This is a genomic window from Leucobacter aridicollis, from assembly GCF_024399335.1.
Taxonomy (GTDB): domain Bacteria; phylum Actinomycetota; class Actinomycetes; order Actinomycetales; family Microbacteriaceae; genus Leucobacter; species Leucobacter aridicollis_A.
On the sequence record NZ_CP075339.1, the window covers coordinates 2,803,937 to 2,817,415 of the forward strand.

Annotated in this window: 11 protein-coding genes; 3 read left to right on the forward strand and 8 right to left on the reverse strand. The window is 65.4% G+C overall.

Annotation, left to right across the window (positions count from 1 at the left end; genetic code table 11):
- Positions 1 to 19: 19 nt before the first annotated feature.
- A complete protein-coding gene (locus tag KI794_RS12615; protein ID WP_255808297.1) occupies positions 20 to 1,123 on the reverse strand; it encodes a fatty acid desaturase family protein in 1,104 nt (367 codons plus the stop codon).
- A gap of 180 nt (positions 1,124 to 1,303) precedes the next feature.
- Between KI794_RS12615 and KI794_RS12620 the strand changes: the two genes are divergently transcribed.
- Both KI794_RS12620 and KI794_RS12625 read left to right on the forward strand, forming a co-directional pair.
- Entirely contained in the window at positions 1,304 to 1,900 is a 597-nt protein-coding gene (locus tag KI794_RS12620) for a GNAT family N-acetyltransferase (RefSeq protein ID WP_255808298.1), read from the forward strand.
- 70 nt (positions 1,901 to 1,970) lie between these two features.
- Positions 1,971 to 3,455, forward strand: a complete 1,485-nt coding sequence (locus KI794_RS12625) for a SulP family inorganic anion transporter (RefSeq protein WP_255808299.1) — start codon at positions 1,971 to 1,973, stop codon at positions 3,453 to 3,455.
- A gap of 78 nt (positions 3,456 to 3,533) precedes the next feature.
- Here the strand turns inward: KI794_RS12625 and KI794_RS12630 are convergent, their stop codons facing one another.
- The gene (locus tag KI794_RS12630; RefSeq protein ID WP_255808300.1) at positions 3,534 to 4,094 is read right to left on the reverse strand and encodes a hypothetical protein; all 561 of its coding nucleotides are present in this window, start codon (positions 4,092 to 4,094) and stop codon (positions 3,534 to 3,536) included.
- Positions 4,095 to 4,326: 232 nt separating this feature from the next.
- On the opposite strand from KI794_RS12630, the gene trxA reads away from it, so the two are divergent.
- Entirely contained in the window at positions 4,327 to 4,725 is a 399-nt protein-coding gene (gene trxA / locus KI794_RS12635; protein WP_119284828.1) for a thioredoxin, read from the forward strand.
- A 77-nt stretch (positions 4,726 to 4,802) separates the two neighbouring features.
- On the opposite strand, the gene KI794_RS12640 is transcribed toward trxA, so the two are convergent.
- The 6 genes from KI794_RS12640 to KI794_RS16235 form a co-directional block, all read right to left on the reverse strand.
- Positions 4,803 to 5,696: a metal ABC transporter permease gene (locus KI794_RS12640; RefSeq protein WP_370647891.1), complete on the reverse strand. Its 894-nt coding sequence runs from the start codon at positions 5,694 to 5,696 to the stop codon at positions 4,803 to 4,805.
- Between the two features lie 5 nt (positions 5,697 to 5,701).
- Entirely contained in the window at positions 5,702 to 6,445 is a 744-nt protein-coding gene (locus tag KI794_RS12645; protein WP_255808301.1) for a metal ABC transporter ATP-binding protein, read from the reverse strand.
- Entirely contained in the window at positions 6,442 to 7,422 is a 981-nt protein-coding gene (locus tag KI794_RS12650) for a metal ABC transporter substrate-binding protein (protein ID WP_255808302.1), read from the reverse strand. The genes KI794_RS12645 and KI794_RS12650 overlap by 4 nt, the downstream gene beginning before the upstream one ends.
- A gap of 194 nt (positions 7,423 to 7,616) precedes the next feature.
- Entirely contained in the window at positions 7,617 to 8,714 is a 1,098-nt protein-coding gene (locus KI794_RS12655) for an HTTM domain-containing protein (RefSeq protein WP_119284832.1), read from the reverse strand.
- Between the two features lie 2 nt (positions 8,715 to 8,716).
- Positions 8,717 to 9,535, reverse strand: coding sequence for a DUF5819 family protein (locus tag KI794_RS12660; RefSeq protein WP_255808303.1), 819 nt, complete (start codon positions 9,533 to 9,535; stop codon positions 8,717 to 8,719).
- Positions 9,536 to 9,688: 153 nt separating this feature from the next.
- A complete protein-coding gene (locus tag KI794_RS16235; RefSeq protein ID WP_304941394.1) occupies positions 9,689 to 13,324 on the reverse strand; it encodes a choice-of-anchor G family protein in 3,636 nt (1,211 codons plus the stop codon).
- Positions 13,325 to 13,479 lie beyond the last annotated feature (155 nt).

Here is a 13,479-nt window from a genome sequence, read left to right on the forward strand (position 1 = left end):
GTGCGGGAGGCTTACCTGGTCAGGCTTTCCGGTAGGTCGCCGTAATCGGGCACTCGAATGGGTCACGCGCGGCAAGTCCGACGCGGTTCAAGTACTGAATCACGATCGCGTAGGAGCGGAGCAACGAGGTTTCGGTGTAGGGAACGCCAAGCTTCTCGCAGTGCTCCCGCACAAGCACGCGTACCTTTGAGAGATTCGGTCGCGCCATACTGGGGAACAGGTGGTGCTCGACCTGGTAGTTCAAGCCCCCCATGAGTGAGGTCGCCCACCAGCCGCCGCGAATGTTCCGCGACGTGCGCACCTGCTTCGAGAAGAAATCGAGCTTCGCGTCGTGAGCGATGACAGGCATGCCTTTGTGGTTCGGAGCGAACGACGCACCCATGTAGACGCCGAACACTGCGAGCTGCACGCCGATGAACGCGAATGCCATCCCGATGGGCAGAAACATAAACACTGGCACGAGGATCAGCGCGAAGCGGGCGACGATGATTGAAAGCTCAATCCACCGACCCTTCACGGGCCCTCGCTGCAGCAGGTAGACGATGGAGTGACGGTGCAGGTTCAGCCCTTCGAGCGTGAGCAGCGGGAAGAACAGCCAGCCCTGGCGTTGCGTCAGAAACCGAATGAATCCGCGCGCCTTCACCGCGTCTTCTTCAATGAACGAGATCGTGTCGATCTCGATGTCTGGGTCCTTACCCACCCGGTTCGGGTTGGCGTGATGCCGTGTGTGCTTGGAGTCCCACCACGCATAACTCATGCCGATGCTCGCTGCGAGAACGCGCGCAAGCCTGTCGTTGGAGGGCCCGCTCGAGAGGATCTGCCTGTGAGCTGCCTCGTGAGTCAGAAATGCGACCTGGGTGAAGAGCAGGGCATAGGCCGCAGCCATCAGCAACTGGAACCAGGAGTCTCCAAGCAGGATCGATCCGGCGGTCGTCGCGACGAGACCGACCAGAATTGCAACTCCTACAAGCGCATAAAACCAGGGGGTACGCGCAAAGAGGCCGGACTCCCGCGCGATCTGCGAGAGCGTCGTGTATGCCTTCGCGACAGGTGGGAAGTCCTCCGCTCGCGCTCTCGTGTAGCGGAGCGGGCCGAGGCCCTCGAGCGTGGGGGTAACGGTCATCGTCAAGATCAGCACCCATTCGGTTGCGAGTTGCCGGGAAGCCACTCTGGTCAAGCCACGGGCAGTTGCCGATCGCTTCGCTCACACTATCCGGCCAACCATGCGAAGTGCCGTACATGCCGTGCTTCCTGGGCGGATACGGAGGAAGCAGGAAAAGTTCGAACCGCTACACTTACATTCGTGTCAGACGATTCCGCACCTCAGCCTGCGTTCCGAAGCCTCGACTGGCCGCTACAGACTGAGCGCTTGTCGCTGCGGCCTGCCGAGCTCTCAGACGCCGAAGCTCTCTGGGCACACAGGCAGCTCCCTGAGGTCGGCAAGTGGCTAGGGTGGCATCCTGTCGACCACGCAGACTGGATTGCGACATACCCGGAGAAATACCTCAACTGCCTCGTCGTCGAGCTCGACGGACGGATTATCGGCGACGTCATGCTCGCCGCCGGAGACGGCTGGGGCCAGCGTGAGGTGCGCGACCAAGCGACGGGCGTGCAGGCCGAGCTTGGCTGGACGTTCTCCCCCGATGTCGTCGGTCAGGGGTTCGCCACTGAGGCCGTTCGTGCGGTGATCGAAGTCTGCTTTACGCAGCTCGGGCTGCGCCGCGTCGAGGCTGGGGCCTTCGCAGACAACGCGCCGTCATGGCGCCTCATGGAGCGCGTTGGAATGCGCCGTGAGTCGTACTCAGTTCGCGAGTCGCTGCACCGCGATCTTGGATGGATCGACGGTGTCCTGTACGCGCTCCTCGCTGACGAGTGGGCAGTTCAGAACCAACGACCGTAACTGGAGACGTCGCTGTGGCGGCTCCCGCTTCACAGACCGTTGCACCGTGTCTTGAGAGGACCCGATAGCTATGCCCGCCGCACAACCCATCGCCTCTCCGACGACACTGCAGGCGCTGCGCTCGCCCCGCCTACTCCTCCGCGAGGCCCTCGCCGGCCTAGTTGTCGCGCTCGCGCTGATCCCTGAGGCAATCGCTTTCTCGGTCATTGCCGGCGTCGACCCAAAGGTCGGTCTGTTCTCCTCCTTTGTCATGGCGGTCTCGATCGCGTTTCTTGGCGGCAGGCCCGCCATGATCACCGCCGCGACGGGAGCAGTCGCCCTCGTGATCGCCCCGGTGATGCGCGACCACGGGTTTGACTATTTCATCGCCACTGTTCTGCTTGCGGGCATTTTGCAGATTGGGCTCGCAGCCCTCGGAGTCGCGAAGCTCATGCGGTTCATCCCACGTAGCGTCATGGTTGGCTTCGTGAATGCGCTCGCGCTGCTCGTGTTCGGCGCGCAGCTTCCCGAGCTCATCGGAGTTCCCTGGGCCGTGTACCCGCTCGTGGCCGCGGGAATCGTCATCATGGTGCTCATGCCGAAGATCACGAAGGCGGTCCCTGCACCACTCGTATCGGTGATCATCATCACCGCCGCGGCCGCCGTTCTCGCGATCAACGTACCAACGGTCGGTGACAAAGGCGACCTGCCCGATAGCCTCCCCGAGTTCTTCTTCCCGCACGTTCCCCTGACATGGGAGACGCTCAGCATCATCGGTCCTTTCGCGCTCGGCATGGCGCTCGTTGGGCTTATGGAGTCGCTCCTCACGGCGAAGCTCGTCGATGACATCACCGACACCCCCTCAAACAAGACGCGCGAGACCTGGGCGCAGGGCGTCGCGAACCTGCTCGCCGGGATGTTTGGCGGGATGGGCGGCTGCGCGGTCGTCGGGCAGACCATGATCAACGTGAAGGTGTCTGGTGCCCGCACCCGCGTCTCTACCTTCCTCGCGGGCGCGTTCCTCCTGATCCTGATCCTCGTGCTCGGCGACCTCGTCTCCCTCATCCCGATGGCTGCGCTCGTCGCTGTGATGATCATGGTGTCCGTTGCCGCGTTCGATTGGCACTCGATCGCCCCGAGCACGCTCCGCAGGCTTCCAAAGAGTGAGACGTTTGTAATGGTGGCGACAGTCGCCGTCGTGCTCGCAACCCACAACCTTGCGATCGGCGTGATCGCCGGGGTCGTCGTTGCAGCGGTGCTCTTCGTCCGCCGCGTCGCGCACGTCGTCGCTGTCGAGCGTGAACCCGGTGACGAGTCCGTCACCTACCGTGTCACGGGAGAGCTGTTCTTCGCTTCGAGCAACGACCTCACGACGATGTTCAACTACACGGGTGACCCGCCGCGCGTCATCATCGATATGAGCGCGGCACACGTCTGGGACGCCTCCTCGGTCGCCGCGCTCGACGCGATCACGACGAAGTACGCGCGGCGCGGCGCGACGGTCGAGCTTGTCGGCATGAACGCGGCGACGCGCACCCTGCACGAGCGCCTGTCGGGCGGCCTCGGGGTCGAGTAGAACCGTGGTCCGGCCGCATCTGGCGGCTCCCCCGGTTCGGGGCGTGCAGAGAACTGCGAGGCCGTGCTGCTGCGGGAGTCAGCGGGCGAGTTCCGTGGCCGCGCCTCGCGCTCTCACTTCCCGCTTCGTCGGCATCGGGCACGCAACCTGACCGCTCAGACGCCAGACGAGCGCGACCGCGGTGAGGATCAGCGCCGCGACGGCGAGCACCGGTTGGAGCGGCGCGAACCAGCTCATCGCGCCAGAGTAGCCGAGCGCGATGAGGGCGATCTTGTTGCACACCGGGCACCCAACCGCGAACCAGGTAAGTACACCGCCGGCGAGGCCCATGCGCGTGCTCCTGCGCTCTGTCGGGATCTCGGTGACTCCGCCCGTCCCCGCGGGCCGCATGTAGGTCGCGGTGAGCAGGCCAACTCCGATCGCGGTCAGGATCCACACCGGGTAGTTCCACCACACTGTCTCAATCTCCCGAGCAAACCACGGATTCGGGATCAGCACAGTCGCGACCCCGACAAGCACGGCGAATGCGATGGCGACCCCGGCCGCGACGAACACCTGCCGCGGCCCCCAGGCGCGCAGCGCCCGCAGCGCGAGCTCACCCCGCTGACGCATTGCGCTAACGTTCCTGCCCCTACTCACCTGACCGATCCTTCCCCGCCGGTTGCCGCGACGGACTCACCGAGCCGCGGGACGGCCCGAGCGCTCGACAGCGTTGCTGAGTAATGTACGCGGGCCGAGCTTGAATACTCCTGTGCGGGGCGAGCGCGCACGGTTTAGCCGTCCGAGAACACCGCTCCCCAGCGCGGCCGGCTGCCGCGTACGCTGGAAGGAACAGAGAGGGGACCGGCGAGATTCCTCGCCGCCAAGCACTATGACTACAGTCGAAATCACCAAAGACAACCTCGAGCAGACCATCGGCACGGACGGGATCGTTCTCCTTGATTTCTGGGCTGCCTGGTGCGGGCCGTGCCGGTCGTTCGCCCCGGTCTTCGAGACCGCGTCCGAGGCGAACTCAGACATCGTATTCGGCAAGATCGACACCGAAGCCGAGCAGGAGCTCGCGGGCATGTTCGGCATCACCTCGATTCCGACGATCATGGCGTTCCGCGACGGTATCAACGTGTTCGCGCAGGCCGGAGCGTTGCCCGCGCCAACGCTCGACCAGCTCATCGATGCCGTTCGCGGCCTCGATATGGACGACGTTCGGGCGCAGCTCGCGAAGCAGACCGAGGGCGAACCTACCGTCGTGCCCGAAACCGACGCGCATTAATCCAGCCGCGCAGGTCGGGTCGGCGAACCGCCACGACCTGCGCGTGCGCCCCGTCACCGACAGGTTCGGCGGGTGCGCTACGAGTGGGCTTCCTGCAGCTCGCCCGCCCGGCCCGCCGCAGCCCGCCGCCTCCGCCGTCGGGCGAGCAGCCGCGTCCCGATGAGTCCGTGCCGCGGGCTGAACAGGTAGACGAACGCGAAGACGGTGCCCTGCGCGAGGACGACCATGCCGCCGGAGGCTGTGTCGAGATAGTAACTGCAGTACAGCCCGGCGATCGCGCAAACGGCGGAGATCGCCGGAGCGATCACGAGCATCCGCGAGAACCGATCGGTAAGGAGGTACGCGGTCGCACCCGGAATGATGAGCATCGCGACGACGAGCACCACGCCGACCGCTTGCAGGGCCACGACTGAGGTGAGCGCGAGGAGCCCGAGCAGCGCGGCCCCGAGCAGCCGCGGGTTCAGCCCGATCGCGTGCGCGTGGGTCGGGTCGAACGCGAACAGAGTGAAGTCGCGCCGCTTTGCGACAAGCACCACGAGCGTGATGGCGCCGAGCACGACAATCTGGAGCAGGTCACCCTCGGAGACGCCGAGCAGGTTGCCGAAGATGATGTGGTTGAGGTCGGTCTGCGACGGCGTCACCGAGATGAGCACGAGACCAAGGGCGAAGAGCGTGGTAAACACGATCCCGATCGCCGCGTCCTCCTTCACCCGACTCGTATCCCTGACCGCGCCAATGAGTGCGACCGCGAGGAACCCGAAGAGCACCGCCCCGAGCGCAAATGGCGCACCAACGATGTAGGCGAGCACGACTCCGGGGAGCACGGCGTGCGAGACGGCGTCGCCCATCAGCGACCATCCAATGAGTACCAGCCAACACGACAGCACCGCGCACACCACCGCCGCGATGAGCGTCGTCGCAAGCGCGCGCACCATGAAGTCGTAGCTCAAAGGTTCGAGGACAAGATCGATGAGGGTCACTGGTCAGCACTCCTGTCGAGCACGTCGAGCCCGAAAGCGAGAGCGAGGTTCTCAGGGCGCAACACGTCGTCGGGCGGGCCGTGCATGAGCACACGGCGCATAAGCAGGATTGCCTCATCCGCGAGGCTCGGCAGCGCGTGCAGATCGTGCGTCGAGACGAGTATCGTCGCCCCCTCGCCAGCAAGCTCGCGCAGCAGCCGGGTGATTGTCGCCTCCGAGCGCTTGTCGACGCCGGCGAATGGCTCGTCGAGCAGGAGGGTCGTCGCCCCCTGGGCGATCCCGCGCGCGACGAACGTTCGCTTCTTCTGCCCGCCCGATAGCTGGCCGATCTGCCGATCGGCGTAGTCAGTGAGCTCGACGCGTTCGAGGGCGTGGTCGACGGCGCGCTGGTCCACTGCCTTCGGCCGGCGAGTCAGCCCCATCTTGCCGTAGCGGCCGGTCATGACGACGTCGCGCACCGAGAGTGGGAAGCCCCAATCCACGTCTTCGCTCTGTGGCACGTAGCCGACCGCGCCCGTCTTGCGCACCCGCGCCGGGCTCTGCCCATCGATCCGCACCGAACCGCGGTCGGGTCGGACCATGCCCATGATTGTCTTGAACAGTGTCGACTTGCCGGAGCCGTTCATGCCGACGAGCCCGCAGACGCGGCCGCGTTCGAGCGTGAGCGATGCGCCGTCAAGCGCGAGCACCTCGCCGTAGTGCACCGTCACGTCGTCGACGACGATCGCCGGGGCGCTCACTGCTTTCCACCCGAGAGCGCAGCGACGATCGCGTCGGCGTCGTGCCGGATGAGATCCAGATAGGTCGGCACGGGCCCGTTCGCCTCCGAGAGCGAATCGACGTACAGCACGTCGCCGAGCACGGCATCGGTCGCCTCCACCACCTGGCGCATCGGAGCGTCTGACACCGTCGACTCGCAGAAGACCGCGGGGACATCGTTCTCGCGCACGAATTCGATCGCCGAGGCAATCTGCTTTGGCGTCGCCTGCTGTTCCGCGTTCACCGCCCAGATGTATTTCTCGGTGAGCCGCGCGTCGCGGGCCAGGTACGAGAAGGCGCCCTCGCAGGTGACGAGTGCCCGCTGCTGTCTCGGCAGGGCTTCGAGGGACAGCACGAGCTCGTCCTGCACCTCCTGCAGTTCGGCCTTGTACGCCTGGGCGTTTGCCACGTAGGCTCCCGCGTTCTCTGGGTCGATGCGCGCGAATGCCTCGGCCATGTTGTCGACGTAGACCTGCACGTTGAGCGGGCTCATCCACGCGTGGGGATTCGGCATGCCGCTGTAGGCGTCCTCGCGGATGTCGATCGGTTCGATCCCGTCGCTCACGACAGCGTGCGGCACGTCGAGGCCGCTCACGAACTGTTCGAACCAGGCTTCAAGCCCCATCCCGTTGTCGAGGATGAGGTCGGCCTCGCTCGCCCGGCGGATGTCGCCCGGCGTGGGCTCGTAACCGTGAATCTCGGCGCCCACCTTGGTGATGGATTCGACACGCAGGTGGCCGCCGGCGACGTTCTCGGCGATATCCGCGAGCACGGTGAACGTCGTGAGCACGACGGGCCGGTCGTCGGCGCCGCTGCCGCGCGCCCCGCCTTCGCCGGCGCCGGTCTGGCTGCCTGCGCCCGGGCTCGCGCAGCCGGCAAGGAGGAACGCCGCGGCCGCGACGGTGGCCGCAAGAAGCGGCGCGCGGCGCCGGTGATGAGTGTGGGACGTGTTGGGCAACGGGACCTCCAGGTGAGTCGGCGCGCGGCGGCCTCAATCGCGACCGCCGCTAAGTATCGGCGGTCACAACTATAGACTTCGGCGTGCCGAACTTTCAAGTCACACACTCCTAACTCGTGTCGCCAGAGTCTACCCAGGCACACAGCAACGGCCGCGGCCCACCTGGTGTGGTCCGCGGCCGTTGCGCGCTCGCGCTAGTTCGCGATGAGTTCGGGCGCGGGCGGCGCGCCCGCCGCCGCGGGTGTAGCGAGCCCCGCCTGCTTCGGCTCAGGCTCTGCCGCCTCCCGCTGCGCGGTGTGCAGCGGCGACTTCCCAAACCTGGCTTTCAGCCAGTCTGCGAGGCGCCGCCAGGTGCGGTCACGGACGAAGATCATGTCACCGAGAATCATCATCAGCGAGAACCAGGGCAGTGCGAGCAGAATCGCGATCGACGCGTGCATGCCCGTCACCAGCACGAGGCCAACGATGCGGCTCCACCGGTTGAGCAGCAATACCGGGAACAGCAGCTGGCCGTACACACTGAGCCACGACGCGATGAACACCGCCGGCGTCACCTGCCAGGCGAGGTGATTCAGCCACGGCACGAGCGTCAGCTCCTCGACCTGCAGCGGATAGTACGACGCGACGCCCGTCACCCATGTCGAGCCTTGCAGCTTCCACAGTGCGCTGGTGACGTAGATGACGCAGAGCTGGTAGCCGATGAGCACCACCGCAACGTTGCTACTCAGCACTGGGAACCACTGCGGCACCCGCCACTTCCCAACCCCCAACCGCTGCGGATCGAGGCCCCGACGACCGACACGCTTCGCGCGCCGCCGCGCGTCGAGCGACCAGCGGTACGAAGTGTCGGCGAACAGCAGGAAGATGATGAAGAGCCGGAACGTCTGATAGTGCCCGGTGTTAGTCACCACGGGGTCGAGCGTGGTGAACCCCAGCCAGAGCGCAACAAAGAGCGGCGACACGACCCGCATGCGCCACCCCAGCGTGTACGCCACCGCGACCGCCATGAGAACGAGAATCTTGGCGAGGATCAGCGGGTCGGGGTCGGCTCGGGAGAACAACGCCGAGATGGGCCAGATGTAGGAGTGTACCGACGAGTCGCGGAACATCGCCGAACCCCACTGCGAGCCATGTCCGAACGTGTATGAGAAGTTCGGGAGATACATGGCGAGGATCACGACCGTTGAGGCGCCGAGCCCGATGCGCAGCAGCGCCAGACCGTAGGTCGCGTGCCTGGCTTCGAGGAACCAGTTCATGAGCCGATCCCAGGTGTTCGATATCGCACGTGCCATGATCACTCCCCCTGCTCTTCTTCGACCACACCCGCGGGCTCGAGCCCGGCTTCCACACCGGCCTTGTCGGCCCAACTCCGGAAGCTTCGAGCGAAGGCCTCACGGTCTTGTCCTGGCCACTCCATCGCTGGCACCCAGCCAAGGTCCGTGTACTTGGCGGGAGGCCGTTCTGCGTCAGGATCATGACGGTCGGCCCACCGAATCACCGGGTCGTACACCGCCCGGACCTGCACGGCCTGTACGTCGCCGGCGTCACCCCACATCGCGTGGGCGACCTGGGTCGCGTACGAGGCCGTGTAGTTTGTTGCTCGGATGAACGCGCGCACCTCTGCTCTGTTCGAATCGTCGGCAGCCACCAGCGCGTCTCGCAGTCCGTAGAGTTCGTCACCGTCGAGGTGATTCTTGGAGGCAACCTGTTGCTGCTCCTCGCTCAGCGCCCGATAGGTTGCCATCAGGCGTTCCGCGCCGACGACGGAGAGCTGCTTGCGGAGCGTGCGCCGGTAGGGCTCGGCGAGCTCCACAGCAGACGCGTTCACCCATTCGGAACGAGTCCGCTCGCCGCCGGGGGTTTCGACCCAGGCGCGCACCCAGAGCTGCCTGTCTGTGTCGACCGGGTCAGGGGCGAAGATCTTGTAGTCCTGAACGAGGTAGGGGCGCACGTACTGATCCGCGGCAGCACCCGGCAGCACCTGATATTTGAGGTCTGTGTATGGGGTGTTGTAGACCCCCGTGAAAAACATGTGCACCGCGAGTAACGCGATGGCGCCGGCGGCCACGCCGCGAGCGGCTTTGGGGACGCGCTTCCCCGAGCTTGTTTTCACAGCCCCCGAGGAGCGTTCTCGTGGAGTATCTGAAGTAGCCAAATTGCCCGCTCTTTCTTCTCTGAAAGTCCGCCTGAATTCACCGTAGCGCAAAAGCGCAACGCGGCGACCCAGTATTTCTCACCGGATCGCCGCGCTGCGCTGCGCTATGGCTTAGCTCTCACTCTGCGTCGCTCGTGCTCGGGCTCGCACCCGGGTAGTAGCTACCAGAGCGCCGCCCGCCACGAGGAGTGCGGCGGTGAGGATGCCGAGGCCACCAAGGTCCACTCCACCTGTCGCGGACAGCGGATGTCCCTTCCCGTTACCCTTCGAGCCCACTCCTGGCTTGCCGCCCGGCTGGCTGCCGGGATCAGAGCTGGGGTCAGCGGCAGGATCAGAGCCAGGCTCTGACGCGGGATCTGCACCTGGGTCGGTACCCGGATCGGTGCCGGGATCAGTACCCGGATCCGTACCAGGGTCGGTGCCGGGATCAGTACCCGGGTCCGTACCAGGCTCAGCACCCGGATCAGTACCGGGATCAGTGCCTGGCTCGGTGCCCGGATCCGTACCGGGGTCCGTACCCGGGTCGGTTCCTGGATCAGTACCCGGATCGGTGCCAGGATCAGCACCCGGTTCAGTGCCCGGGTCTACTCGCGGGTCCTCGCCGGGATCGGTGCCCGGGTCAGCTCCAGGATCGGCACCCGGATCGGTGCCGGGATCAGTACCCGGGTCCGTACCAGGCTCAGCACCCGGATCAGTACCGGGATCAGTGCCTGGCTCGGCGCCGGGGTCCGTACCAGGCTCAGCACCCGGATCAGTACCGGGATCAGTGCCTGGCTCGGCGCCGGGGTCCGTGCCCGGGTCCGTACCAGGCTCAGCACCCGGATCAGTACCGGGATCCGCGCCTGGGTCAGCACCAGGGTCGGTTCCTGGATCAGCACCGGGATCGGTGCCAGGATCAGTGCCGGGGTCCGTACCAGGATCAGTGCCGGGGTCCGTACCAGGATCAGTGCCGGGGTCCGTACCAGGATCAGTACCCGGATCGGTTCCTGGATCAGTACCCGGATCGGTGCCAGGGTCAGTACCCGGATCGGTTCCTGGATCAGCACCCGGATCGGTACCCGGATCAGTGCCAGGGTCGGTACCAGGATCAGTACCCGGGTCAGTACCCGGCTCCGTGCCCGGATCAGTACCCGGATCGGCGCCCGGGTCAGCGCCGGGATCGGTGCCAGGGTCCGTACCCGGATCAGTTCCAGGATCGGTACCAGGGTCAGCGCCAGGCTCCGCACCAGGGTCTACACCCGGCTCAACACCTGGGTCAGAGCCAGGATCGGTGCCGGGGTCCGTGCCCGGATCAGTACCCGGGTCAGTGCCAGGGTCCGTACCCGGGTCAGTGCCAGGGTCCGTACCCGGATCAGTACCTGGGTCCGTGCCAGGGTCAGTACCCGGATCGGTTCCTGGATCAGCACCCGGATCGGTTCCTGGATCAGCACCCGGATCAGCACCCGGGTCAGTGCCAGGGTCCGTACCCGGATCAGCGCCAGGGTCCGTACCTGGATCGGTACCCGGCTCCGCACCAGGATCCGTACCCGGATCGGTACCCGGCTCCGCACCAGGATCCGTACCCGGATCGGTACCCGGCTCCGCACCAGGATCCGTACCCGGATCGGTACCCGGCTCCGCACCAGGATCCGTACCCGGATCGGTACCCGGCTCCGCACCAGGATCCGTACCCGGATCGGTACCCGGCTCCGCACCAGGATCCGTACCCGGATCGGTACCCGGCTCAGCACCAGGATCCGTACCCGGATCGGTACCCGGCTCAGCACCAGGATCTACACCCGGCTCAACACCTGGGTCAGAGCCAGGATCGGTGCCGGGGTCCGTGCCCGGATCAGTACCCGGGTCCGTACCTGGATCAGTACCGGGGTCCGTGCCCGGATCAGTACCCGGGTCTGTACCTGGATCAGTACCGGGGTCAGTACCCGGATCAGTGCCCGGGTCCGTACCCGGATCGGTGCCGGGGTCAGTACCCGGATCAGCGCCCGGATCAGTACCGGGGTCAGTACCAGGATCAGTACCTGGGTCCGTACCAGGGTCCGCACCCGGATCCGTGCCCGGATCGGCGCCCGGATCCGTACCAGGGTCCGTGCCCGGATCCTCAGCGAGCGCCTTCACTGTTGAGGAACCGAGTTGCAGTGCGACAGCACCGTTGGCGCCGACATTCGGGAGGACGCTGACGTTCAGCGCACGAACCGTGAACGATTCGGCTCCGAGGTCGCCGCCAGGCTCGTTAAACGGCGCTTCGGTGGGCTGCTGGTTGATCGTAATATTTGCGACATTGCGGAGTACCGGAACGAGACCGTCCGTCAAGAGGCCCGACACGACCGGAGAAACCGCGCCCATTACGAGTGGCTGCAGGTTGTCAACCACTCCGTCGATGACGCCGCCAAGAACGCCACCGATGCTCGTCACTGCGCCGTTGAGGGCGTTGATGATCGGCTGAAGGACCGTCCCGACGGGGATCCCAGCGACATTGATCTGGCTGGTGTCGACGATGGGAGCCGCGTGGCCAGGCTGCTGTACGAACCCGCCGAGTGAACCGCTGATGGTCACGGGCGCGTCTACCAACGCACCAACGATCGGCAGGCTAATATCCGCCTGGATCGAGACGTTGAGTGCGAGATCGTAGACGCCCTCTCTCACGGTATCTACGATCTTCGAGATAGCAGATTCGGGACCGTTGCCCGTGAGCGCATCCGTCACGCCGTCGAGGATCGCGTTGACAGTGTCGCCGTGCAGCACCTCAGTGTTGGTCGGGAGCGAGCTCAGGCTTGCGCCGCCACTCCTATCGATCACGAGCGAGGCGAGGTCAACGCGAATTGATCCCGTGCTGAGATCTACGACGACGCTGTTGTCGGTGTTCGCCAACGGCTCCGCAAGGAGTTCAGTGCGTACGCGGTCAAGTAGCGGCGCGATGTCGATCGAAGCACTGTTCAGGCTCGCATTCGTGAGCGGCAGTGCGTCGATGGTGTTCACCACACCGCTCAAAATCGTCTCGATGCCGCCACCGGCACCAAGCAGATCTTGGATGGGCTTAAGCGCGACTCCGAGGGTCGTGTTAACTGAGTCAACGAGACCTTCAACCGCCGGGCTGTGTACGTCGAGCTTGAGGTCCGTCAGCATGTACTCGCTGCCGACAGTGCCAGCGTTCGAGCTTGCTCGCGATCCCAGCGCTCCGATTTGGATCGAGGCCTCATCAAGCAGCGCGTTGACGGCGTCGGCGCCGATGATTTGGGTCAGAAGCTGGCTTGCGTCAAGTTTTGCGAACCCGTACCCGCCGTTAGCCGCGGCGTCGACGTTGAGTGAGCCATCGGAATTGATGAGGCCTGAAGAAGCCACTGACTCCGTGACGGAGGGTGAAGCACTATAGCTCGAGATCGCTCCCAGGTTGCCAAGCTCGAGCAGGCCGAGGCCGCCCGGCGCGGGCTTGATGAGCGGGAGTGAGAGGGTACCGAGTTGGATACTCCCAAGCCCGTTCAGCACGCTGAGGTTTAGCGGGTCGGCGACCGGGCCGACCGTGTCGGGGAAGGACGACTGAGTGTATGCCGCCCCAACGACATCCAGTCCGAGTCCTTCAAGCGCGATCCAGTGCCCGTGAGCTGCCGAATCCTCCGTGGCCTCCCGTGTGTCTGCGAATGCAGCCGAGCTGCTAAAGAGCACCGGCCCGGCGACCATGGCCGCGGCGGTGATGAGAGCTAACGGTCTCGCGCGCGACGGACCTCTCCCAACGACTTGTGGTGGTTTCATGCTTGGCGCCCCTTCTTTCTTCTTCAACGAAGGAGGTCGATGGCACATACATGACGCTGCGCTGTGTCACGCACCGCCAACAACCTCAGGTGTCGCGAGCCTATGACGCCGCAGGGTGCGTCTCCACGAATCTCCGCAGTACTGAGGTTTTGTGC

Bases quoted from the DNA above. Each gene is read 5' to 3' on its own strand.
- KI794_RS16235 (WP_304941394.1), bottom strand. From the start codon at position 13,324: ATGAAACCACCACAAGTCGTTGGGAGAGGTCCGTCGCGCGCGAGACCG.
- KI794_RS12625 (WP_255808299.1), top strand. From the start codon at position 1,971: ATGCCCGCCGCACAACCCATCGCCTCTCCGACGACACTGCAGGCGCTG.
- trxA (WP_119284828.1), top strand. From the start codon at position 4,327: ATGACTACAGTCGAAATCACCAAAGACAACCTCGAGCAGACCATCGGC.
- KI794_RS12615 (WP_255808297.1), bottom strand. From the start codon at position 1,123: ATGACCGTTACCCCCACGCTCGAGGGCCTCGGCCCGCTCCGCTACACG.
- KI794_RS12655 (WP_119284832.1), bottom strand. From the start codon at position 8,714: ATGGCACGTGCGATATCGAACACCTGGGATCGGCTCATGAACTGGTTC.